The organism is Cypionkella sp. (assembly GCF_028290025.1).
Lineage (GTDB): Bacteria > Pseudomonadota > Alphaproteobacteria > Rhodobacterales > Rhodobacteraceae > Cypionkella.
Genome location: NZ_JAQGKQ010000115.1, coordinates 1 through 24,981, shown reverse-complemented (window position 1 = coordinate 24,981; position 24,981 = coordinate 1). Strand labels below are relative to the sequence as shown.

The following is a 24,981-nucleotide window of genomic DNA, read 5'->3' as shown; positions in this document are numbered from 1 at the left end:
GGCTGCCACATCCTCAACCGCAACGCAGGATGTGACAACGGAATGGGCAGCATTAACCAGCTTCACGGCTGATCCGCTGCGTTTACGCGAAAACAATATAGTAAGTCTCGCCGCAAGCGCTGACTCTGCGGCTATCGACAGTATGCGCACGCGGACGCTGCAACAGATGCGCAGCAATGGCTGGCGCAAGCTTGCCATCACCTCGCCGCGGCCGGGGTGTGGCAAAAGCACGGTGGCGCTGAACCTGGCTTTTAGCTTGGCACGGCAAGCAGAGCTGCGGGTCATCTTGCTTGAACTTGACCTACGCCGCCCAACATTGGCCCGCACTTTGGGACTGCGCCCGGAGGCTAGTTTTGCCGAGGTGTTGAAAGGCAGTGCCCCATTCGAGACGGCAACCCGGCGCTACGGCGACAATCTGGCGATTGCCGTCAATCTGGCACCAGTTCGCGCCTCAGCCGAACTGCTGAGCGGCCCTGCTGTAGCAGGTATTTTAGAGGCGATGATAAGCCGCTATGCACCGGATGTGGTGATTTTCGACATGCCACCGCTGATGGTTAGCGATGACGCCATCGCATTTTTGCCGCGGGTGGATTGTGCACTTCTGGTGGCAGCAGCCGAGATCACCAGTCTGAAAGAGATTGATCATTGCGAACGCGACATTGCGGCGCAGAGCAATGTGATGGGAGTTGTCCTGAATAAATGCCGCTATATGGAAGCGGATTATGGCTACGGCTATTAAGTCATGCGCAACTGAGGAAGTGGTGCCCATTGCGCGGCTTCGCTTCTTTGCTGCGTTACGTTTGCTGCGTTACGGGGCCTGATAGCTGTTGCCCGATCCCAAGCTGATGTTTAGCGTCACAAAACTGCTGGCCTGCGTGCGCAGAGCGTTGGCTAGGGCGATATTTGCATCGGCAATTGAAGCTTCGGCGTCAATCAGATCGCTCAGTGTGGCTCCGTCTTTTGCGATCAGCTCTTTTGTCAAATCGACCAGCTCGCGGTAAAGCCGCACGGTTTTTTCGGCTGCGGCTACTGATCGGGTCGCGGCGGAATATTCAGCCAAAGCGCTGTCCACTTCGAGGATCGCCTGCAAGACGGTCGATTTCCATTCCGTATAAGCCTGGCGCGCGCGTGATTGACTGGCATCAACAACCGCATGACCGCTTTTGCTCAACAATGGCGGCAATTCCAGTGTAGGGCCAAAGTAATAGTCGGTGTTTGATCTACCGCTGCTCGAGGCCAGCGTGATTGCCCCCGCCAATGACAGCCTAGGGTAAAGTGCTGCACGGGCGGTTCCGATATCGGCAATGGCGGCATAGTAACGCCGCTCGGCAATCCAAATATCGGGTCGGTTGCGCAACAGATCGGCGGGGATGCCAATATCAGCCGAAAGCCTGGGGCGCGGCTGGCCTGCGCCATTGCTTAGGCTTGCGGCGAGATCGGAAGGCAGCGCGCCTGGCGCGTAACCCAGCAGAACGGAAATTTCATTGGTCTTGGCGATGATGGCGGCTTTGACTGCGGGTATCTGAGCCTCAATCTCGGCCACCACGGCTTGCGAGCGCGCCACCTCCAGCCGGGTCGAGTAATTGGCATCAAGCAAGCGCTGCGTCATTGCCAGAGTGCTGCGCCGGGCTGTCAGATCCTGACCACGCACGACCAGAATACGTTGCTGATAGCGCAGATCCACATAGGCGTTGCTCAATCTCATCAACACCAGCAACTGTGCGGCCTTGACCTCGGCATCGGCCACCTCAACTTGCGCGCCGGCGGATTTTAGCTGTTCACGCCGTCCGCCGTAAGGATCCAGCAACCAAGAGAACGTGACGCGGGCTTGGCTGCTGGTCGACGCTGGGCCAGCCATGGCACCGCCAGACTGCATAGCCGCTGTCGGGGTCAGCGAAGCAGCACCCGGAATCGAGGCGAAATCGGCGCTGGCTTCATTGATGCGCTCACGCGCGGCGGCAAGTGTAAGGTTTTCCGCCAGTCCGACACTGACCAGCCGGTCGAGGCTTTTGTCGCTAAAGCGGCCCCACCAATTGGCATTGCCGAGCAGCATTGGTGCGCCAACATGGCGAGCCGATGCATAGCTTTTTAGAAACGGAAATACCGGTCGGTTATAGGGCTCACCACTGGAACAGCCCATGGCGACACCCAGAACAAGTGCCATAACACAGAGGTTCACGAGCGCTCTGCGCCATTGCCGGAAGTGCATATAAACTCTGCCTCAATCTACTGCGCATTTGCGGCTTTTTTTGTCAGTTTTGCCTTAGAGAATGCGCCGGTTGGACGCAGGGGGCAAGCATAAGCCGGTCCAAACCCCGCCTTGTGGGTGGCTTGTGCTGGGAATGCACCACTGTATCGGGCGTTTAACCCAGTTCGGGCAGTGAATAAGAGAACACCACCGCTCCGGCCGTTTAATCGTCGCGGAAAGCCCGATTCAACTGATCGGTCAAAGGCTTGAGCAAATAGTCCAGTGCGCTGCGCTCGCTGGTCTGCAAAAACGCCTCCATCGGCATGCCAGGCACTAGTTCCAACGATCCCAGCCGCGCCAGTTCTTCCGGGGGTATCTGCAATTTCAGCCGATAGAACGATTGCCCATTGGCCGGATCGGTGACGCTGGTTGGCGAAATGGCCGAGACGGTGCCGTGGATCTCGGGGGTGGTGCGACTGCTAAAGGCCGGGAATTGCACCTTGGCGCGCTGGCCAAGAAAGATCTGATCAATGGATTTAGGGTCAAGTTTCAGATCAAACTCCAAACCCTCCGACAGCGGCACAATTTGCAATAACGTAGCGCCGGGGGCAATAACGCCGCCCACAGTCGAGACCTGCATTTCATGCACCACGCCTTTGACCGGCGAGCGGATATCAACACGGTCCAGCTGCTTTTGCGTGGTGACGATCTGCAAAATCAACTCTTCGGCTTTGGTGGTGGTGTCGCGCAGATCGGTAACAACCTTTTCCTTGAATTCGCGGTTGGCCTGCAAAATCTCCATCTCGGTATCGCGGATCGAATTGGCCACCCGCGCCAGTTCAGATTGATACGAGACCAGCTGCCCCAGCAATTCAGATTGGCTGCGCTGAATCTCCAGCACCTGACTTTCCCGGGCCAGACCCTCCTTGTTCAAAGTCACCACCGTGGCCAGCTCACGCTCTACATAAGTCAGCTGATCTTGCTTGGAGGTGATCTGCCCCTCAATGCCAGTGGCTTGGTTGTGAAACTGCCGGATACGTTCGCGATATTGTTCGGCACCGCCGCGTAGCACTTCGCGGCGGGCAATAAACAGCTCGGTCTGACCTTCTTGCTGATGCGTCAGCGACAGACCTTTCAGATATTGCATCGCGCCCGAAGTGGTGATTGCGCTGAAATCCACCGCGTCCAGACCGCGCTCTTCGGCTTCAAGCCGAGCCTTTTGGGTGACAGCCTCGGCCAAGCGACCGCGGGCGATGTCCAGATTGACCTGCAACAGTGTCGGGTCCAGTTGTACCAGCACATCGCCTCCGGCGACCTGATCTCCATTGGCCACAGCAATCTTTGCCACCACCCCGCCATCAAGGCTTTGCACTATTTTCGGCAGGCCGCGCACCATAACCTGACCTGGCGCGATCACCGCACCGCCAATCATGGTAAATTGCGCCCAGATCACCAAAATGGCCAGCAAAGCCAAGCTGCCGAAGCTGCCAATCAACGCGGTTCTGCCGAGCCCGGTTTGCAGCTCCAACGGCCGTTTCGGTGGGGCCGCAGTGGAGTAATCAGTCATACCCGGAGCCTGCCTGTCTGTATGTTTGCCTCGAACGCCAGACAGTTTGCCTGACGCTCAATATCTAATGGTAAAAGGCAACCCCTGCCTTGGCAAGTAACCCTCCAGCGAGGGGCTGCAACAGCGTTGGTTGTTTTACTTGCGCCATTTTGTGATAAAGGACAAACAGCAAGAACGGCTTCGGGGCTGGCGCCAAGGCACAGAACTTATCGAGGAACATAGTTCGATATGACAGAGCAAGTCAAACTTAAATGAATATTAGGATATCATGTTAAGATCTGCAGCACTAATATTATCCGGAAATGCTGCAAATGCCGCATTGCTTTTGATGCGAAATTTGCTCGTTGCAAGACTGATCAGTGTTGAAGATTACGGGATCGCCGCGACATTTTCCGTGGCCGTGGCGATTATAGAAATGGCCTCGACATTCGGACTTCAACAGCAATTGGTGCAAGATAAGCGTGGAGACGATCCAAAATTTCAAGAAATTTTACAAGGAATTCAGCTCCTGCGCGGCTTAGTCAATGCAATAATTTTATTTGCATTGGCAGAGCCATTTGCAGACTTTATGGGCGTACCCCAAGTGGCATGGGCCCACAAATTACTAGGAATAGCACTTATTGCCAACGGTTTAGTACATCTCGATATGTATCGCCTAAGTCGACGTATGAGGTATCGTTCCGGCACTATAGTTGCTGCCTTATCTCCTCTGGCGGCAATTATAGTAATTTGGCCCCTATATATTTTTTTAAAAGATTACCGTGTGATGCTATGGTCCATAATCGTGCAAACTGTTGCTGTTGCAGTCGTTTCTCATTGGGTAGCAGAGAGACCGTACCGAATCGCGTTTGATAAACTAATTGTGAAGCAGAGCCTAATTTTTGGGATTCCGTTATTATTTGACGGGATTCTACTATTTATCATATTTAATGGTGAGAAATTGATAATTGGTCGCGAGTTAGGCATGCAAAGTCTCGCTTTATTCTCAATGTCAATTACCCTGACTCTAACTCCCGCCCTTATTTTGCAAAAAACCGCAACAACTTTTTTTCTGCCTCAACTTTCCTCAGCCTTGGATACGCAGCATTTTAAACAGCTGGCGGCTGTTACGATGCAAGCCCACATTTTATTTGGGTGTATTTTGGTGACTAGCGTGGTGCTTTGCGGCGCACCGTTTGTGCATCTTGTGCTAGGTGCGAAATATCAAAACATTATCCCGCTGCTTTTTCTGCTAGTCATAATGCAAGCTTTGCGGGTCGTGAAGGGCGGAGGCGCGACCGTATCACTAGCACGGGCCCGCACCTCGAATGGTATGTTTGCCAATATTTTGCGCGTCGCGGTCTTGCCCATTGCGTGGTACGTTGCCGTCAAGAATGGCAGCGTTTCGACTGTTATCTGGATTGGCACCATTGGTGAGCTGATGGGGCTGGTCGTCTCTTTGGTGTTGATGCAAACGCAGTTACGGCTTTCGCTACGCCCGATCCTAGCTCCCTTATCATTGATGTTGGCGCTGCTGGTAGTCACGGGTTTGGGGGGGGAAGGCAAGCTGCCCAACTGGTGGCCGATTCTGCTACTAATGTTGGGGGGAGCAGCCGTAGCAACGACGAGCGATCTCCGGTTCTATGTTCGGGATCGGACCGTTAACCACCACGGCAATCGAGATTAAGTACTTTCACTAAGGCTCTGTGCTTTGAGCGCTCTGGGACAATAGAGGATACAGAATGGTTTGGCTCGGCACGGGGGCGCAGGGACGCGATAACAATTTTAACCTGATCCGCATGATTGCCGCTACGCTAGTGCTGGTATCGCATGCTTGGCCGCTGACTAAAGGAGCGGGTGTAATGGAACCGCTGCAGGCATTTACGGGTCATTCATTAGGCACCTTGGCTGTTTATATTTTTTTTGCCATTTCCGGCTTTCTGATCACCGCCAGCTATACCCGCACTGCCCGGCTGCCTCGCTTCTTACTGGCAAGAGGGTTGCGATTGTTTCCCGGACTCGCAGTGTCATTACTGCTGGTTGCCTTCGTTCTGGCGCCACTAGTGACTCTGTTGCCGTTGTCAGACTATCTTATGCAGCCTCAGACATGGACCTTCTTTCCACGGGGAATCACATTAATCTCACCACAATATACATTGCCGGGAGTGTTTATCACTAATCCCTATCCAACTGTAGAAGGCCCTATCTGGACGCTGATCCATGAAGTCGCTTGTTATGGCCTAGTTGTCTTGGTGGGTATGGTTGGAATGCTGCGGCGAAATTGGCCAGTACTCGGGTTTTTGGGAGTTTATGGAGCTAGCTGGATCGCCACGACTTTCTTTAATCTACCTATCCATCCAAGACTTATCCAACTGCAAGGTCTGTCTTTACCCTTTGTAATGGGAATGGTAGCTTGGGTCTGGCGGCATAACATCCTACTTTCAGGTTGGATCGTGCTGGGATTAGCGCTAGCTGCTTTAGTTGGAAAACACAGCCTTATTGCATATCCCTTGCTGATCAGCTTTCTGACCTATGCCAGCCTCTGGCTAGCCTATGTGCCCAATGGAAAAATTCGCAATTATAATCGCTTTGGAGATTACTCATATGGCATGTATATTTACGCAATGCCATTGCAAGGCTTGGTGATTTGGATATTTGGGCCAACTGACCCTTTACCGCATATAATCATGGCTTTTCCGATCACCTTGGGAGCATCAATTTTGTCTTGGAATTTTATCGAGTCTCCTGCATTAGCGCTGCGCAAATAGCAGGCAAGTTCTGCCAGTTGCGGCCTCGTCCTTGGCTTTTGACTTTATTATGGTATAATAGCATAAATTTTTCTCAACCTGCGTGTCACGCAGATAGATATGGATGACAGTGGTGCGCAATATAGTCCGAACAACTTTTGCCGTTGCCGCGATTTGCTTTGGCTACTCCGCTTTTGCCGGAAGTGCTCAAAAAGTGAACTCTGCCGCGGAACTACAAACCGCACTGGCCAACGCCACTCCTGGGGCTGTGTTTGAACTCGCCCCCGGCGACTATGCTGCGCCTGAGATCAAGCCTACAAAGCTGCGTCCGATTGGCAGCACGCCTATTACCCTGCGATCGGCCGACCCAACGCATCCGGCTATATTTTCTGGGCTGATGGTCAAAGCTGGCCACGATATCATTTTCGAGGGGCTGCGCTTTGACTATCGCTTTGGTCCCGGCGATGCCGAGCTGAACAAAATCGGTGTGAATTGGCCCATACAAATTCTGGGTGCCTCTGGCATCACTATCCAAGCATGCGTGTTTGATGGCGATCTTGCGACCGCAGGCGCGCCAGAAGATATCGGCTTTCCAACCGCGACAGCGCTTGTTGTCCGATACAGCAGCAACATCACTCTGGAAGGCAATGAGTTTGTGAGCTGGTATCGCGGGTTGGGAATTGATAATAGCCAGAGTATTATCATCCGAGGCAATAATTTTCATAGCATGCGCATGGATGGCATGAACCTTGCGGCCCTGCAGTCTGTGCTCATCGAAAAAAATCACATTCATGATTTCAACCGCTCGCTGGCGTCAAAAGATCATGCTGATATGATTCAATTCTGGACGGCGGGCACGAAGAAGCCCAGCACCGATATCACCATCCGCGACAACGTGTTGAACTCGGGGAATGGTGCCTATACCCAATCAATTTTTATGCGCAATGAAGTGGTTGATCAGAACAAAGCTGGGCGCGAAATGTTCTACCGCAACGTCAAGATTGAACAGAACATCATCATCAACGCACATCTGCATGGCATTTCTCTTGGCGCCGCCGATGGCGTGGTTATTCGCAACAATACTCTCATCCGTAACCGACGATCAGATGGGGCTGGCATCAATGATGACTTGTGGACGCCACGTATCCGCATCGAGCCTACTGCGGAAAATGTCGATATTTCCGACAACATCACCAGCGCCATTGATGGCCCTACGGCTCGCCCCGATTGGCGGGTTTCAGGCAACCTTTTGATTCAGGATCGCAATCCCAACCTGCCCGGCTGGTACGATACCATTTTCGCTGCTGCGCGTAGTGGCGACCCTGGCACGCTGGCGGCTTTCGTCTATTTGCCCGATGGGCTTGCGGCCCAAAACCATCTGGGTGCCGATGGCCTTCGGCTTGATCATATTGGCGGGCCCGTCGGCGAAGCCACCAAGCCCGTGGCATTGATGCAGTTGGTGCGCGATGAACATTACCTTAACCGCTACAATTTTGATGCCAGCTTGAGCGTGATCCCCAAGGATGCTCAAGCAGAGTATCTTTGGGATTTCGATGGGATCAGCGCTATAGGTCGGCAGGTCGGCCATGATTTTTCAAAGCCCGGTCCGCATCAAATTCGCCTGCAGGTGCGGCTGGCTTCGGGTGAAAGCGCCGAAGCCGCGGCCCGCGTTGATATTGCATCTCCCGAGGTGCTGCGACTTGACACAACGCGCGGACAATTTCTGACCCGGCAAGGTGATAAAGATCTGGCGCTGCCGGATATTCCGCTGTCTTCCGGAGCCAGCCTGATTTTGGGGCAAGGCCACCCCGCGCTTGCCATTGACCGCGCTGCGATAGCTGGGGTGTTTAGCGCCCAAGATCTCGACCTGCGCCTGCGCCTGCGCACGGCAAAGACTTCTGATCCGACCGGTGAGATTTTACGGGTTCACAATTTCATGGTCTTGCAGATGACCCCGATCGGCGGAGTGGAGTTCCAACTAATGCCGGAGGGCGCAGTCAAGCCCGTGGTGATACGCACCGGTCCGCTGCATTTGCACGATGGCGCTTGGCATGATCTTGCAGTGATTTATAGCGCCAATAGCGGCCAGATCACACTGCTAGTCGATGGCACAGAGCGTGCCAAAGTCCGCGCCAAAGGCAAACTTGGCCATGTCCAAAGGTGGGGCCTGAGTTTTGGTAACCCGTTTGGTCAAAAAAGCCTTGACGGTGAGATCGCGACATTTGATCTGCGCAGCAATGTGACAAGCTTCGCGCCATAAGATATGCCGGATAACAAGGTTGAAATGCGGCAGCGGATTGCCACAGCCAGTAGGATGAAAAACGGAGCCTTGCATGGCTGTAACTAGCTACGCAGCCAGACCCATGGCGCGCGCACAAACGCTGACACAAAGCAAGCTGGCCTTGCCGGTAAAGCTGTTCATAATCGCCGTTGTCATCCCCTTTGCCTTCTCGCTGGGGCCCATAGTGATGACCGGGGTGCGACTAATCCTCATTGCAATTATCATACCTATGATGGCAAAGCTTTTTTCTGGCAAATATGGTCGGGTGCTGCCAACAGATATCTTGTTCTTCCTACATATCGTCTGGGCAGCAATGGCGCTGGCCGTCAATAACCCCGAGCAAGTTATTCAAAATATTGGCTCTACTGGAATTGAGTTTTTGGGCGGTTATCTATTGGGCCGCGCCTATATCCGTAGCTGCAAAGAGATGATCGCCTTGCTGCGGTTTTTAGTGTTGGTGATCTGCTGCACTTTGCCGCTGGCGATGTTCGAGGCCGTCACGGGGCGGCCGCCGATCATCGAAATATTGCAGAAAATGCCGCTAATTCAAGGGGCGCCTAAAACTTACAGCGAACTGCGCTTGGGGCTGAACCGGGTTCAGATGGGCTACATCACTCCGATCCACTACGGGCTGTTTAGCATGATGGGGCTGTCTTTCTGCTTTGTCGGCTTGAAAGACGTTTGGTCCACCGCACAACGCTGGCTTTTGACTTTTGCTGTCGCAACTTGCGTACTGCTGTCGTTGTCTAGTGGCGCCCTGCTGCCAATGCTGCTGCAATTCTTCATGATCGCTTGGGCAATGTTGTTTCGCGACTTCAACCGCCGCTGGCTTTTGCTGCTGGGAATGTTCGTGTTGATTTATTTCTTGATTGATGTGCTGTCTAGCCGCACACCGTACCGAGTATTCATGACCTATGCCACCTTTTCGCCTGGCACCGCCTATTGGCGCGCAGCTATCAATGAGTTTGGTATGAACAACGTCTGGGCACATCCAATCTTTGGCATCGGCCTGAATGATTGGGTGCGCCCCGTATGGATGCACACTGGCAGCGTTGACAATTTCTGGCTGCTGATGGCGATGCGTTACGGCATTCCCGGCTTTGTTTTGATTGCGGCTGGCTACGCAATTGCGCTTTGGAAAATCGGCCGAAGACAGTTGGGCGAAGATCAGATTTTGCTGAACTTGCGACGGGCATGGGTTTTTACTTTCGCATGTCTCGCCTTTACCTTGTTTACCGTACACATCTGGGCAGAGATCTACGCCTTGGTGTTTTTTTTGCTTGGTGCCGGTGCATGGCTGCTTAGCGCGGCACCTAGCGTAGAAGTTATCGCGGCTGCCACCTCTTTGCGGGCACCGATCTCGACCACCCGCTTTGCTACTGCCGCTTCAGCGCAAGCGCGGCCGGCTTTTCCCGAGACCGCTATCGCTGGGGCCACCAGCAATGATCAGCCTAATTACACTCGGTTTCCACCGCAGAGCAGATCGACCCCCTGAAACCACGCTGTGGATTTCAGGGCGGCAAACTTCCTGTCGGGACCGATGGTCAGTTCAAAATCAGATGATGGGGCGCGGGCACATAGTCGTCGAGAAACTCGAAACGATCGCCGAAATGAATGTTGCTGATCTCGCCATCGAAGAACTGGTCCCAGGCGGTCCCCGCAGTCCAGCCCCATTCACGGCCTCCTGCACCGATGATAGAGAAATCGGTGTTATGGACGTCAAGCACGACTTTATCGTCAAGCAGAACTTGGAGCCTATCGCTTTTGGTATCCAACATCACCATCGCATGGTGCAGATCGTTATCTTTCAGGCCCAGATCTGCAATTTTAAAGGCTTTAAACCCCTCGTCTTCAGTAGCAACCTGCAACATAAGACCATCACCTTGGACAGAAAGCCCAATCTTCATATGATTCCAGATTAAGCGTTGATTTTCCGGGCCGGGAGCGTCACGCTTGAAGTCCACATCGAAGGCAATTTTTTCTGAGTTTTCGAACTGCTGCAACCGACCCAAGGCAACATAGTCACGTTTTCCGTCTAGGTCTAAGGTGATTTTGCCAGCGGTATTGGTCAGGCTGGCATTGTCAAACAGCTTAACCTTGGCCCCGGCTACTAGATCGGAAAGATCTGTAGAGTATGTATCCCAGCCATGCGCTGTGCCAGTGTCCGGTGGGACAACCACTGGCGGAACAACAACCGGGGTCACGATGACAGGATCGGCAACAGCGACTTCCGGCTCAGCCAAAACAATATGGCCGTCAATTGGGTAATGTGACTTGTCGGTGGTAATATCGAAGGCCGAGACGCTGCCATCAAAATTCTTCTGACCCCAAGGATTTCCGAAGGTCAGATCGCGCAGTTGGAGGGGCAAAGTGCCGCTTACATTAGACGAGGCGGCCAAATGTCCATCAACAATTATTTGCAGGTGTCCTTCCTCAAAATGAATCGACACGTCATGCGCGCGGCCATCATTTAGCCCGGCACCTTTTGTCACTAAAAGTGCTGCGGGCGTCGTGGTGGTGGTCAGGACAAACTGCAACTCACCTTTAGCATTAACGGTGCCGACAAAACCATTGACGCTGCGGAATATCTCCCCTGTGCTGCCAACGACATCGGCCTTAAAGGAAACATCAATGTCAAAATTGTCCGATCCGCGCATGGTTTCCAGATGTGCACCCTTAATTGTTACCAAGGTTCCCGTCTTGCCAAGATCCAGCGCTGAGCCCTTGGCAACCGTGTGCAGGACCGTGCTGGCTAAATCTAACTTGGTTTCTTCACCATAGGCATAGGCGTGAAATGCTTTGTCCGACCCCAGAGACAAAACCTTTGGTCCAGCAATGGCAACCACACCGGTTTCCAGACTCTTTGTACCATCAGGCAAGGTAACACGTAAGGTCACCTCATATTTTCCGCCTGCGACGTAGTCGTGCTCAATCACCTTACCCGTAGCCAGGGTGCCGTCACCGAAATCCCACTGATAGACCGTGCCTACCGGCAGTTTTCCCAAGGGTCCGGTGCTGAAACTGGCGTCAAAAATGCGGGCCGCGCTATTCTCTGCCGGTGCTACGATATGAAACTCCGCATCTACCTTGGCCGAGCTTGCTGCATAGACGGTATCGGCCGCACCTGCACCGAGTTTATCGATCATCCCGCCCGGCATGACGCTGAAGTCATGCGCCCCATTTTTCAAATCAAGCGATGAGCCGACGAAAACATTGCCGTAATAACCTGGCTCATGCGAATTGATATCTTGCACGAAAGCGTTAGCTTTCAGAATCCATCCTGCCTGGCCTGTATTACCGGCAACACCGCCAGTGATATTACCTTCGATGGTGACAGTTTGTGATTTAGAGGCAACATTGATCTGGGGCACCCAGACAGGTGAAGCGTTTTGATCTGGATTATTCGCATCAACGACGCGCAGAACCGAGTTATCGCGGATCACCAATCCATTGGTCTCACCCACTGTGATACCATGCAAATGGCCGTTGTAGATGACGTTATCTTCAATCAGGACGTTCTTATAATACATCCCCGTCCCGGCAAGCCCCTGATCCACTACCTCATTACGCATAAAGATTGACTGGGTGTAGCTGCCATTTCCCATATCAAGCGTGTTGCTGCGAATGATGATATCAGTACTCGGAACTTTGGTTCCATTGGTCCAAAACTGTATCATATCGCGGTGATCGCCCGCAGCATAGGATGCTTTGAAATCATGGATATAGTTGTCTTCGATCAGCACCTTACTAACGGCAGCAAAGTTCATGCCATCCGAGCGGATGTCATGTACATCATTGCCACGCAGGGTAATACCGCTGCTTTCACTAACCACAACCGCACGGTAAAAATTCGAGAACTCAGTGTTTTCAATAGTCACCCCGTTTGACCCGCGAACGTCCAGTCCGATTGCCATGCCATAGCCATTGTCGTTGGCCGTCATACCGGATGCGATATCGCCATCGAAAGTCGAGTTGCGAATAACAATATTGCTGCTGTTGTGGATAACGAAGTCGCGCGAGTACTGTTGATCACCTGCAGCAAAAGTATAGTCAAACTTAATACCCTCAAATTGCAAGTTCGAGACATTTGTTAATCCCAGCCCCGAGAACACTGCTGGGTGTCCCGGATCGACAGAAGTGATGGTAACGTTGGAGGGAAAGTTTACGTTAAACTTCGAATATTGGTTCAGTGTAAGAGACCCATAGTCACCAGTGGCCAGTTGGATGGTTTCTCCACCTTTTACATGTGCGAGCACAGACATAAGCTGTGTTGCAGTAGAAACATTATAGATCGTTCCAGCCATAACTTACCCTTTGCAATGAGGACATTTTGCGTGACAAAGATGAAGCCTGTTCTAGGCTTCAGAGGGGCTAAATTGTGGTAAAGCCATGTTTTTTAGATATCACTGAAAAACCGCTTCACCATGTTGGTGATGATCTCGGCTTCAAAGTGTGTGCGGCAGGAGTGCTTGCCTAAAAGGAAGCCCCGGTCGTTGCGGCAAATATTTCCCAGCCAGCAACCTGAAAAGTGGTCGCAAACTTTGAGCGGTAGAAGCCTTCTTGGCACGACGCTCAAAAAGTAACTGCTTGATGAGTGCGTAACACAACTAAAAGGCGATCGCTACAATAATTATCAACTTAGAGTTGAATAATTTTACAGGCGTGATCAACGCATAAGCGCATCAGAGTAATATTTATAAAAACGGTAAAGTGACACCGGTTGCTGTGATCTGGTGACGCCTCGGCAAGGCTAGGGCAGAAGAAGCAACTTATCCAGCTGCGGCGGGCTTTGCCGAGACGGGCGGGGAAATTGCCGACTCCGACAAGGTGCTGCCCGGACCCGAGGTCATCTGCACCGTGCGCCCGCCGGTCACAGTTGAATCTGCGCTTTGAATGGCAGCACTCAGCACTTCGGTTTTATCTCCAAAGGCCGCCACTATACCACCATGCAGGATCAGCACCTTATTCACCGCCGCAATTGCACTGGGACGGTGTGCCATCACAATCACCGTTGCCCCGCTGGCCCGCATTACGGCAATAGCCTCGGCCAGCGCATTATCGCCGCTGACATCAAGGTTCGAGTTCGGCTCATCCAGTACGATCAGTTTCGGCTTGCCAAACAAGGCGCGCGCCAACCCCACACGCTGAATCTGCCCACCCGACAACGGCTGCTCTTGACCGCCCAGACGGGTCGCATAGCCCGCAGGCAAACGCAGGATCATGTCATGCACCCCCGCCAGACGCGCGGCGGCAATTACCGCATCATCCGAGGCGGAGCTATCGAAACGGGCGATATTGTCGCGGATACTGCCCGGCAACATCTCCACCTGCTGCGGCAGATAGCCGATTGAGCGGCCCAGAACTTCAGGATCCCATTGATCCGGTGTCGCGCCATCCAGCCGAATTTCGCCGCCATCCGGGGCCCAAGCTCCGACCAAGAGCCGCGCCAAAGTGGATTTACCCGAGGCGCTGTTCCCGATCACCCCCAGCCCATCGCCAGGAGACAGCTCAAAGCTGACTTGTGTCAGAATGCGCGGCTGGTCCGTTTTGGATATACCGCCCGGCACCAGCTTGGTCAGACGCGAAACCGTGATCTGCCCGGTCGGTTCGGGCAGACTGATGCGGGCAGGGGGTGGCGAACGACGGTCAAAATAATCAATCAAACGCCTGTGCGCCACCAAGGCACGACCAAGCGAGCGCCATTGACCGATGATCTGATCAATCGGTGCCAAAGCGCGCCCGGCAATGATCGAACTGGCCACGATCATGCCACCAGTGATCTTTTGATCAATTACCAGAATGGCTGCCACCGACAAAGTTGCAGATTGTAACAACATGCGGAAGGATTTCGAGAAGGCTGATACCACCTCAGAGGTATCTCCCGCCCCCTGCCCTGCCGCCAGCGCGGTGATATGCATGCGCCGCCACAGGCCGCCGATCCGGCCCAGCATCCCCAGCGCCAACACTACCTCAGCACTGCGGCGGGCGGCATCGGCAAACTGCCGTTCGCTGGCATCCATTGCCATCGATTGCCCCAGCCCCTGCCGCGTCATCAACCGACCGAGCCAAGCCGCAAGTGCCACGATCACTGCTCCGGCAAGGGTCAGCATTCCCAACCAAGGATGGATCATGAACAGGATGCCGAAATAAAGCGGAATCCAAGGCGCATCGAACAGACTGGTGATCGCAGGTCCAGACAAAAAGCTGCGCAATATATCGAGATCGCGGAGCGGTTCTTGCGGGCGCGTGGTTTCATCGGCCTGATTGCGTGCCACCGCCCCGCCCAACCAAATTCGGAACGCCTCTGGCCCAACGGCAAGATCAAGTCGCACCGCGGCGCGGGACAGGCTACGGGCGCGCAGGAACTCGTAAAGCCCTAGAAAGACGTAGAGCACCACCACAACGGTGAACAAGCCCTGCAGGGTCGCCAGTGATCCGCTGGACAGCACCCGGTCGTAAACTTGCAACATATAAATCGAGCCGGTCAACATCAGCACATTGATCACCGCACTGAAGGCAGCCGCCAAGATCAGGCTGCCGCGCAGTTGACGCCATGCCGCCAGATAGGCATTGGGCACCATGATCCTGCCTTTGCCGCTGTCGTGCATGCTGTCTGGCCCTTTTGTTATGTCCGATTTGGCGGCGCAACTATGTCTTTATTACGCCCACTCTCCGCTTAGCGGCAACTTAGGGGTAATTGTTCAGCAGGGCTAGCGCACAGTTCCCCGCACCCGGCGTGCCAGTCCCATCAGCCGATCTCGCCCGTCGCGCAGCGGCGTCAAAATACTGTTTTCCAAGGCTATCTGGCCGGGGGAGGCGGCCTCCAAGCGTGCTAATGCCCCTGGATGAAAGCGAGTGGCAAGCCGATCAGGCGCAATACGCTGCCCGCGCACTTTATTAGATACGTTTCCACCATGTACCACCTGCAGCCAGCCACCCTCCCCCGGTACTTGCACCAACGGGCCAGAAGCCTCAGCATCCATATGGGCAATGCCCATTGCCGTCATCAGGGTGTTTGGATTTTCCGTACGCTCGAGCCAACTGGTAAATGCGTTGCAGGAATGACTGATAGTATATGCACGACTGGTCGAGCGGATAAAGCCGTTGGTGATCACAATGCCAATGCGCGGATCAGGCTTGCGGCCTTGGGCGGCCTGCAAAGTGCGCTCCATATAGTCGTTGGCCAGCGCGTCATCATTATCTAGGCGGCTGGTCAGCACCACTGGCGGCAGCACTCCCAACACTTCGCGCAGAGATTGCGGCCAGCCCGAGGCCGGGAACAGGCCAGTGTAATAGGCCTCAAAGGCCACCTGTTTTTGTAACTCACGCACCCGCGTCTTGAACGTTTCGGGGGTGTCCTTGTCGAAATAGACGATCCAGGTAAAGGCGCGGCTGGTCTGCGCCCCCACCGAAGGCAGGCAGAATTGCTCAAACAGATCAAATCGCGATGTCAGCCAATCAGGTTTGTTGCGGATGCTCGCCTCCCGCCCGGGGGTGGCTAGATTGAAGCGTGTCATCAAAACATGGGGAATGGTCACGGCAGTCATGATTTGTCAAAGCCAATCAATTGGGGCAAGTAAGGGCAAACACTACAATAAGCCAATGGAATCAGAAACCAAGAGCCCGCAGACCTTGACACCGCTATAATAGAAAACGGCGTTTGTCGGGTGCGCTGCGCTTGCCGCAGTTTAGTTTTGGCTGGTCCCAACAAAGTTTGTGGTTATATCTCTTCGCCCACCCAATTGCAGGTACCTATGCCCTCCGCGCTTTCCGCAGACCTCACTGTCATCATCATCAGCTACAACACCCGTGCACTGACGCTGGCGGCGCTGCGCACACTTTACGCCAATACCAAGATCACCCGCTTTCAGACCATTGTCTTTGACAATGCCTCTAGCGATGGTTCGGCCGATGCGATTGCAGCCGAGTTTCCGCAGGTGTCGTTGATCCACTCAGCCGAAAATCTTGGCTTCGCGCGTGCAAATAACGTAGTGGCGGCTCAAGTCACAACCGAATGGCTGCTGCTACTGAACCCCGATACCGAAGTGCATGACGGTGCAATTGACAATCTGATGCGCTTTGGGCGCGCGCAACCAAAGGCGGGCATTTATGGCGGGCGCACGGTATTCCCTGATGGGCGGCTGAACATCGCGTCCTGCTGGAACAAAATCACCCCGTGGAGCACGTTTTGCGCCGCAACTGGCCTGACTGCAGCTTTTCCCACCTCTCGCCTGTTCAATCCCGAAGCCCTGTGCGGTTGGGCCCGTGACAGCGTGCGCGAGGTTGATATCGTGGTAGGCTGCTTCCTACTGATCCGCCGAAGCCTTTGGGCGGAGCTTGGTGGTTTTGATCTGCGGTATTTTATGTATGGCGAAGAGGCCGATCTGTGTTTGCGTGCTGCCCGGCTTGGCTATCAGCCGATGATCACCCCTGATGCTGAAATCATGCATATCGTTGGCGCTGCCAACGCGTCGCGACAGGGCAAGCAATTGCTTTTAGCCAAAGCCCGCGTGACCTTGATCCTCGATCACTGGCCGAACTGGCAAGTTCCACTGGGTATCGGGCTAATGTGGCTTTGGGCGGCGCTGCGGTTGGCTGCAGCACGGGCGTTACATCTGTTGACTGGCACGCGCGGTGCCGGACGGCTGGCGCTGTGGTCCGAGGTCTGGAAGCAGCGCAAAGACTGGTTGCGCGGCTATTGAACCAAAATTACTTGAAAGGTTTGCCATGACCCCTGAGGCCGCTGTCATCATTCCACATTATAATGATGTGGCCCGGCTGGGGCGATGCCTTGATCGGCTGATGGTGCAGGATCGTAGCGGAGTTGAAGTGGTGGTGGTCGACAACGGTTCAACCATGCCCTTGGCCGACCTTATTGCCGCCCACCCGCAAGCGCGTTTTGTGATCGAGCCGCGCAAGGGTGCGGCGATGGCGCGCAACCGCGGCGTCGCCGAAACCTCTGCGCCTCGACTGTTCTTTCTGGACAGCGATTGTCTGCCTGACGTCGATTGGCTGGCCATAGCACGGCGGGTATGCGTGCAATCCGATCTGGTTGGCGGCGCCATCAAAGTTTTCGACGAAACGCCGCCGCCGCGCAACGGCGCGCAGGCTTTTGAAGCGGTCTTTGGCTTTAATTACAGGCACTATATTGAGAAAAAGGGCTTTTCCGTTACTGCAAATCTGCTGACCCGGCGCGATGTATTTCAAGCTGTCGGGCCGTTTGTACCTGGTCTGTCGGAAGACTTGGATTGGTGTCACCGCGCCCGCGACTTGGACTATAAGCTGACCTGTGCGGAAGATTTGCGCGTCGCCCATCCATCCCGTTCGGATTGGGCAGCGCTCCGGCGCAAATGGCTGCGATTGACGCAAGAGGAATTCGGGGTGAATGGCAGCACCTTCAAGCGCCGGCTGCGCTGGGGGTTAAAAGCGCTGGCGATGCCCGCAAGTATCTTTGTCCACGCCCCAAAGTTGCTGTTCAGCCCCCGGCTTGGCGGGGTCAATGAACGTCTGGCCGGGCTTGCCACATTGATCCGCCTGCGCCTGCGCCGCTGCGGCTGGATGCTGCGTCAAACGTTAGGATTGCCGAATTAAAGCAAAGCGCCACAGGTAGCACTTTACCTTGATAACTTGGGCCATGCGCTTGCCATCATTTTGCCGGGCGAGGGAGGCTGTATGATTTAAATGCCTAAAATGCTCATTAGCACCATCTCGACTGTGGGTCGTGTAAGCGAATCCTTGCCTAATCTTCATCTTCTAGCCTGCTGCGCACAGCCCTGCCCAGTTGCAACCGCAGAAAGATGCATGCAGCCCCAGCCTGCACCGAATGTCAGCCCCCGCGTTTTTTTAATCAACCCAGCCCACCCAACCTTAAAACTGTTGCGAGTAATTCTCAACATTTCCACCATCGCTAATTGCGACCGAGTCTCACTAGGCATCTTTGACACCACAGCTTAAAGCACGGCATGAACCCATTCAGGCCACATTCTGGCGCATTCCCGCCAAATTTTGCTAATATCAACTCCTTTGACGGCAGGAAGCTGCCAGCAGGAAATGGGCGGCTTTTTCACTTGTTGCTTTAGGTGAGTTTCAACCGAATAGGTAATATCAACGCGTCAGAAGCGAAATGGCTCCGCATTTCCTGATGTCGCTATAAAATTATGTGATCACATTTGAAAGGCAGAAAGGACACGGCCGGTATCGGCTTAGCTTGGATCAAAGGACAAGTAACACATGACCAATTCGACTCATTCCCTTAATCCAGCACGCAGAGAATTGCTGGAAATGTTCGCGCTTGATGTAGAGATGACTCGGGGCTCGGGGTTTTCTCTGTGGGATGCAGAAGGGCAGGAATATCTCGACTTTCTATCCCAATACGGCGCGCTTCCATTCGGGCACAATCCGCCCGAGATTTGGAATGAAATCAATATAGCGCAGCGTGATGGTGTTCCCATAATGCTCCAGCCGCTGCGCTCACTAGACGCTGAGCGCCTTGCTGCACGGCTTGCCGAGATCACGCCGGGTGATTTGTTGATCACGACTCTCACCAACAGCGGGGCTGAGACGGTTGAAGCCGCGATCAAGCTCGCGCGGATGCGCACCGGACGCAGCGAAATCTTGTCAACCGTCAACGGTTTTCATGGCAAGACACTCGGCGCGCTCTCTGCAACGGGCAAGGCTATCTATCAAGATGGATTTGGAGCGCCGGTTGAAGGCTTTTGGTCGATACCCTACGGTGACCTTGAAGCACTGCGTGCCGCGTTTGTCGCCGGGAACGGGAAAATTGCGGCTTTTATTGTCGAGCCCATACAAGGCGAGGGCGGCGTCGTGTGCCCTTCCGAAGGCTACATAGATGGCGTCATTGCACTTTGCCGCGAGTTTGGCATTTTGTCGATTTTGGATGAAATCCAGACCGGACTCGGACGAACCGGCGCATTGTTCGCCTGCTCGGGTGGTGCCGAAGTCCCGGACATGCTGCTGCTGTCCAAGGCCCTTGGCGGCGGGATGATGCCAATCGGCGCCTGCATTGTGCGGCCGTCGGCATGGGATGACCGCTTCGGTCGCCTGCACAGTTCAACCTTTGCCGGCAATGGTCTGGCCTGCCGCGCCGCGCTGGCGACGCTTGAATTGCTGACACGTGATAATCAATCGATGGTCCGGAGCGTTGCCGAGAACGGCCTCTATCTGCGCGCGCGACTTGAAGCGCTTCAGGCGGCCTATCCATCAGTCATTCGTGAAGTTCGTGGCCGGGGTTATATGCTCGGCTTGGAGTTTCACCGACTGGATAAGCAACCGAATTCCGCGCTTATGGCTTTCGCCAGCATCAACGGTGGGATCACGCCCCTGATCAGTTCGTATCTGCTCAACATCCACCAGGTTCTTACTGCGCCGCTGTTCAATGACACCCATGTGATCCGGCTGCAGCCGCCCCTTATTGCCGGCCGCGCCGAGATTGATCGTGCCATCGCGGCACTCGGACAGCTCTGCGACGTGCTTGCCTCCAAAGATTACTACCGTCTAGTCAGGCATCTCGTGGCAAAACCACTTGCTGAGCGCGCGCGCCCGCCTCAGGAGGCCGTAGAAGCTATTGGGGCGCGAAGCACAGCAGCCGTGCCCGGCCACTTTGCTTTTCTGATCCATTACACCGAGGAGGAGGACATCTTTCGTTCCGATCCGTCGCTTCGTCAGTTCAACGCTGATGAACTTGCGAACTGGTGCGAATGGGTAAAGCAGTTCGGTCCAGGATTTGCGCGGCGCATTCCCGCGGTCGCATCAAAGACGGGTGCTACCGCCGAGGGTTGGATCATGTCTGTCCCTATGCTGCCCACAGACATGCGGGGTAATGGCCGGAAAGTTGCGGCACAAATGATCCAAGATGCTGTCGACATGGCAAGCCGCGACGGTGCAAGTCGCGTTGGCCTTGGCGCTTTCACGTCGATCGTCACCCGTGGCGGCGACATGGTCACCGGTCGTGGCATGCCGATCACCAGCGGTAATACGCTGACAACAGTGTCTGCGATAAAAGGGATCGAGACGATGGCCCGCATGAGCGGCATCGACATTCGGGATGCACATGTAGTGGTGGTCGGTGCCTCGGGTGCCATTGGCCGCTTGGCATCCCTGATGCTGGCGCGACGGGCCGGACGGCTGACGTTGGTGGGCAATGCAGCCAACCCGTTTTCACCCCGCCTGCTGTCGCGAGTGGCTGACGAAGTTTGCGAAATGCTCACCTCCGTTCCGGGAGAAGTCTCAATTCTTCCGGGTGCACTGCGTCAGCGCGTTTCTACGGCAGTCCGCCGGTTCAATTCGAACGACGAAAATTGCAAAGGTCTAGGCGAACGTGTTCGCATGGTATGGCGCGGGTACGGCCAGAAGTGTCCGTTGGACTGGAATGTCGCACTCGACGATGCTTTGGAAGACGCCGATATTGTGCTTGTAGCAACAAGTTCCGAGGTAGCACTTATCAATCCTGACAGACTGAAGCCCGGCACTCTGGTCTGCGACGTCGCACGACCGCGCAATGTGGCAAATGCGACAAAGGGTCTTGGCGAAGTGCTGGTGTTTGACGGAGGCCTGATTAAGCCGCCTTTCGAGATCAACCTAGGACCATTCCAGACCTTACCCGGCAACCTCTGCTGGGGCTGTCTGGGCGAGACCTTGCTCCTGTCGCTTGCCGGTGAAACGAACGACTACAGCATAGGGTCGCAGTTGCCTCTGACTGACGCCGACCATATCGCAGCACTTGCCGAGATCCATGGCTTCGAGCCACCCCCGGCCCAGTGGGATGGGCGTGATCTAAGCGACACCGAAATCGCCCGATTTGCCGCCTGCGTGGCAGATCGACAATCTGAGACAGCGATGAAGATCCAAGCTGCAAAGCAAAAACCTGCCTGAGATGCAGCGGGCATCACTTTGACTGCTTACAAAAGAAAAGCGGGCGCCGATTGGCGCCCGCTTCTATCGATTTCCAAGTCGACTTAACGCCGTCGAATTGATCAGGCGCGCGCCTTACGACGCAACGCTGCCAAGCCACCAAGACCTGCGAGCAGCAAAAGCCCGCCTGCTGGCAACGGCACAGGGCTGACGCCGTCGTCGCCGATGCTGATGGATCTCAGCGAGCCATCTACACTTGGGACCGCTCCAAAGCCTGGAACGTTGCTGGTGTCGACCATGAACGACAACGTGGACAGATTGTTAAAATCTGCCGTTCCACTGAACTCGGAAAAGAACAGTTGCGGGTCAAAACCAGCCTGCAGCACCTCTTGGTACGTGCTGGTATTGCCTAAGGCGTCCACAGCAGTCGCAATGAAGTTAGCGACGTTATCGAAGAAACCCACTTCAAAGAAGAAGAATGGGTTTGCACCGCTCGAAATGTCCCCAACATTGGTATAGGTCACCGTACCAGTTCCTGTAGACAAATCATCATTCGAAAACGACAGCGACCCCCCCACTGCTGCCAGAGTGGTGGCACCGATGTCATTGCCGTTGTTGGAAACATTTTCCGCAGTCAACGTCCGGGTGCCAGCTCCGAACGCAATGGTACTTGTGTTAGTAGAACCGGGATACGGTTCATCCACCGCCAACTGATTATCGTTGAAATCATCAAAGACGACAGTTGCGGCAAATGCTTGAGCAGATGTCAGCAGCAATGCCGCTGAAGCTGCCAAGCCTAAGGCGCTAAGCCTTACTTCAGTAAGTCTCATCGTTGCACTCCTAATGTTAATCGAAGATGAGCGAATATACGCTCAATTTAGATAACTTTCCATTTCCACAAAAGTTCCCTGCATATTGATCTACGCCCCCATTGCCCCTCAGATTTCGAGGAGAATCTTTCAATTAATTTTAATCTTATGCGACGCGCTTTTCCAGTCAAATTTTCTTAACAAATTCCGCAGGTCAGATGTTTCCAAGCGAGGAATAAAAGTTGCAGTTAGTGATAATCTTTCCCTCCGAGCGGCGATCTGGCTGCGGGCGCTCATGCTAGAGAGCAGCGTCCTCATAAAAGAAACCATCGCGGAGCCGTTGAAGCTCTAGGTGAGCTGTTTGCATAAATTTTTGGGGCGCCGTATAATATCAAATTGTCGTACGCTGGTACAAAATTTACTGCGTCAGACATTAGGGCTTATAATCAATATGTTACTGCTGGTCAGCTTCAGAATCACTGGCCTCGGAGACTGCACCAAACCTATAACCGACGACTTTGGCCGGATTGCCCGCGACAATTGCATTTTTGGGTATGTCACGTCGCACAATACTGCCGGCGGCGACGATGGCGTAATCGCCTATGGTCACGCCAGGCAAGACCACTGCTCCATAGCCAAGCCAAACATCTCGGCCAACAAACACATCGGCCTCATCCATAGCCTGATCATTTACCGGACTACTGTCATTAAACCGGTAATTCGCGGCGGTGATCATCACACCGGGTGCCAGCAAGGCGTCCTCACTCAGCACAATCTTACCCCTGCCCGGCCCTGCCCAAAGACTGGAGTTCGCCCCAACCCGCACCCGATCACCAAGGATGATATTCTGACCATTGGCGAAGCTTGCTGTCGGACTGATGCGCACATTTTGGCCGCGTGTCAGCTTGCGCACTTCCATGACATGGGTGTGATTGTAATAATTCAGCACCTTGAACGCATGAACCAAGGCGCGCGGATCAAGCGAGGAGGCGATCAACCGGACCAATCGCTGCATGCGGCTTTTGTTCGGTTTGTAAACCTTTTCATCAGTCATCTTGGCGCCTTTCAGCCAGAGCGTTAGTATTTGGCTGATCTGCGCACGATGAGCAATAGTCGTCGCAGAACTCCGCTCAATCTTAGTTGATGGCCTGAGACGCTGACCTGCCACTGTTCTTCATCCAGCCACGACCGGAGCCCGGTGATCATTTGCTCCGTCCCCCAACGTTGGACCGCCCGAAGGCGGAGTTTTCGACTTCACTCAGGGTGACGGGCTGGTGACGCCCCCTATTTTTGTCAGCTGGATCGGGACATTGTTGCCGATCGCGCTGCGTAGCTGTTCCTCGCTGTAGTATTTTACCGTTGCCGGCAGGCGATTGCATCGCAGTCGGCCGAGAGGGGCCAAGCCTCCAACTTTTCCGCCGCATCCGCAAGTTTCAGGAACCAGTGCTGTTCAGGCACTCTGCTCGGAAGCGGCTATTGAACGCTTCGATGAAGGCATTATCGGTGGGCTTGCCCGGCCGCGAGAAGTCGAGGGCCACCCCGCGCTGGCGGGCCCACAGGTCCATGTCGTGCGATACAAACTCGCTGCCTTGGTCGACACGGATCGTCTTGGGATAGCCTTGTTTGCCTACAAACCCGGTCCAGCGTCGCCACGACGTCCTCACCTCGGTAGCTGAGCTTCGCGTCCAGAACCGGCACGTAGCGTGGATGTGTTGACCACAGTGAGCACCCGCAGTTTCTTGCCCGTCGCCAACTGGTCGTGGACGAAATCCACCGCCCAGACATCATTGGGCCAACCGCTTCTGCGCGATCCTCGCGGAGCTTCGCCTTCACGCACCGTTTCGGCGTCTTGTGTCTAAGCTGCATAGCCAACTCCTTGTAGATGCGATAAACTTCTTGACGTTGATGCCCCAGCCCTCTCGGTCGAAAAGAACATGCACGCGCCTGTATCCATAGCGCACGCGCGTTTCGCAGATCTCCTTGATCCGTTTGGCAATAGCAGCCTGATCAGTGCGGCGGGATTGGTGGTGAAACGTCGAGCGGTCGAAACCAACGGCCCTACACGTCCGGATCGACACCCGTTGCCCGGCAGCGCATGTTTACATGCGCGTCAGGGCCCAATCGCTGCACATCCCGCGAACCAGTTCGCGCATGCGATCAGGCTTCAGATCTTTCGCCGGATCAAGTTCTGCAACATCCCCCGGTCGAGCGTCAGATCCGCCACGACCTCTTGAGCCGACTGTTCTCGTCTTCGAGCTTCTTCAACCGCTTCATCTCGGTCGGCAGCAACCCGACCGTAAGCGCTGCGCCGACCCCGTGGTTTCGGCTTAGCCGGATTTCGGGCATGCCGTCCTGCAACTGAGTTTGCGGGAGGTTTGCTGTGGAGCACCAAATTGAGCCCGGATGGAGGTTCCCAGTCGTAGGGGAGTTTCGCGCATCGAGGTTTTGGACGGTCCGACGGGGCGGCGTCGGTGGCCGGATGAGGTCAAGGCCCGGATTGTGGCTGAGAGCCTGGTGCCAGGGGCGCGGGTCTGTGACGT

The 24,981-nt window shown here is 54.6% G+C and carries 16 protein-coding genes; 8 read left to right on the top strand and 8 right to left on the bottom strand.

What is annotated here, in order from left to right; genetic code table 11:
- Positions 1-739, top strand: a 739-nt coding sequence (locus JWS10_RS20795; RefSeq protein ID WP_299509824.1) for a CpsD/CapB family tyrosine-protein kinase, incomplete at its 5' end; no start/stop codon positions are given.
- Positions 740-808: 69 nt separating this feature from the next.
- On the opposite strand, the gene JWS10_RS20790 is transcribed toward JWS10_RS20795, so the two are convergent.
- Positions 809-2,164 (bottom strand): efflux transporter outer membrane subunit, encoded by a 1,356-nt coding sequence (locus tag JWS10_RS20790; RefSeq protein ID WP_299509821.1) that lies wholly within the window; start codon positions 2,162-2,164, stop codon positions 809-811.
- Between the two features lie 247 nt (positions 2,165-2,411).
- A complete protein-coding gene (locus JWS10_RS20785; protein WP_299509819.1) occupies positions 2,412-3,755 on the bottom strand; it encodes an HlyD family type I secretion periplasmic adaptor subunit in 1,344 nt (447 codons plus the stop codon).
- Positions 3,756-4,023: 268 nt separating this feature from the next.
- Between JWS10_RS20785 and JWS10_RS20780 the strand changes: the two genes are divergently transcribed.
- From JWS10_RS20780 to JWS10_RS20765, 4 genes are all read left to right on the top strand, one after another.
- Entirely contained in the window at positions 4,024-5,421 is a 1,398-nt protein-coding gene (locus JWS10_RS20780; RefSeq protein WP_299509817.1) for an oligosaccharide flippase family protein, read from the top strand.
- Positions 5,422-5,476: 55 nt separating this feature from the next.
- Positions 5,477-6,502, top strand: coding sequence for an acyltransferase (locus tag JWS10_RS20775; protein ID WP_299509815.1), 1,026 nt, complete (start codon positions 5,477-5,479; stop codon positions 6,500-6,502).
- A 193-nt stretch (positions 6,503-6,695) separates the two neighbouring features.
- Positions 6,696-8,741: a right-handed parallel beta-helix repeat-containing protein gene (locus JWS10_RS20770; protein ID WP_299509813.1), complete on the top strand. Its 2,046-nt coding sequence runs from the start codon at positions 6,696-6,698 to the stop codon at positions 8,739-8,741.
- 253 nt (positions 8,742-8,994) lie between these two features.
- Positions 8,995-10,257, top strand: a complete 1,263-nt coding sequence (locus JWS10_RS20765) for an O-antigen ligase family protein (protein WP_299509812.1) — start codon at positions 8,995-8,997, stop codon at positions 10,255-10,257.
- 49 nt (positions 10,258-10,306) lie between these two features.
- Here JWS10_RS20765 and JWS10_RS20760 read toward each other — a convergent pair whose 3' ends face one another.
- The 3 genes from JWS10_RS20760 to JWS10_RS20750 all read right to left on the bottom strand — a co-directional run bounded on the left by JWS10_RS20760 (position 10,307) and on the right by JWS10_RS20750 (position 16,309).
- Positions 10,307-13,066: a right-handed parallel beta-helix repeat-containing protein gene (locus tag JWS10_RS20760; RefSeq protein ID WP_299509810.1), complete on the bottom strand. Its 2,760-nt coding sequence runs from the start codon at positions 13,064-13,066 to the stop codon at positions 10,307-10,309.
- Positions 13,067-13,531: 465 nt separating this feature from the next.
- Positions 13,532-15,370: a type I secretion system permease/ATPase gene (locus JWS10_RS20755; RefSeq protein WP_299509809.1), complete on the bottom strand. Its 1,839-nt coding sequence runs from the start codon at positions 15,368-15,370 to the stop codon at positions 13,532-13,534.
- Positions 15,371-15,472: 102 nt separating this feature from the next.
- Positions 15,473-16,309 carry a glycosyltransferase gene (locus tag JWS10_RS20750; protein WP_299509807.1) on the bottom strand — a complete coding sequence of 279 codons (837 nt, stop codon included), beginning with the start codon at positions 16,307-16,309 and terminating at the stop codon, positions 15,473-15,475.
- Between the two features lie 207 nt (positions 16,310-16,516).
- Here JWS10_RS20750 and JWS10_RS20745 point away from each other — a divergent pair, with 207 nt between their 5' ends.
- The 3 genes from JWS10_RS20745 (at position 16,517) to JWS10_RS20735 (ending at position 21,653) form a co-directional block, all read left to right on the top strand.
- The gene (locus tag JWS10_RS20745; RefSeq protein WP_299509805.1) at positions 16,517-17,464 is read left to right on the top strand and encodes a glycosyltransferase family 2 protein; all 948 of its coding nucleotides are present in this window, start codon (positions 16,517-16,519) and stop codon (positions 17,462-17,464) included.
- 25 nt (positions 17,465-17,489) lie between these two features.
- Complete coding sequence (locus JWS10_RS20740; protein ID WP_299509803.1) at positions 17,490-18,353, top strand: glycosyltransferase family 2 protein; 864 nt, start codon at positions 17,490-17,492, stop codon at positions 18,351-18,353.
- Positions 18,354-18,992: 639 nt separating this feature from the next.
- Complete coding sequence (locus JWS10_RS20735) at positions 18,993-21,653, top strand: aminotransferase class III-fold pyridoxal phosphate-dependent enzyme (protein ID WP_299509801.1); 2,661 nt, start codon at positions 18,993-18,995, stop codon at positions 21,651-21,653.
- Between the two features lie 101 nt (positions 21,654-21,754).
- On the opposite strand, the gene JWS10_RS20730 is transcribed toward JWS10_RS20735, so the two are convergent.
- The 3 genes from JWS10_RS20730 to JWS10_RS21310 all read right to left on the bottom strand — a co-directional run bounded on the left by JWS10_RS20730 (position 21,755) and on the right by JWS10_RS21310 (position 24,105).
- Entirely contained in the window at positions 21,755-22,462 is a 708-nt protein-coding gene (locus JWS10_RS20730) for a VPLPA-CTERM sorting domain-containing protein (RefSeq protein ID WP_299509800.1), read from the bottom strand.
- A gap of 433 nt (positions 22,463-22,895) precedes the next feature.
- Complete coding sequence (locus tag JWS10_RS20725) at positions 22,896-23,495, bottom strand: acyltransferase (RefSeq protein ID WP_299509799.1); 600 nt, start codon at positions 23,493-23,495, stop codon at positions 22,896-22,898.
- Positions 23,496-23,874: 379 nt separating this feature from the next.
- Complete coding sequence (locus JWS10_RS21310; protein WP_366943566.1) at positions 23,875-24,105, bottom strand: integrase core domain-containing protein; 231 nt, start codon at positions 24,103-24,105, stop codon at positions 23,875-23,877.
- Positions 24,106-24,981: the final 876 nt, after the last annotated feature.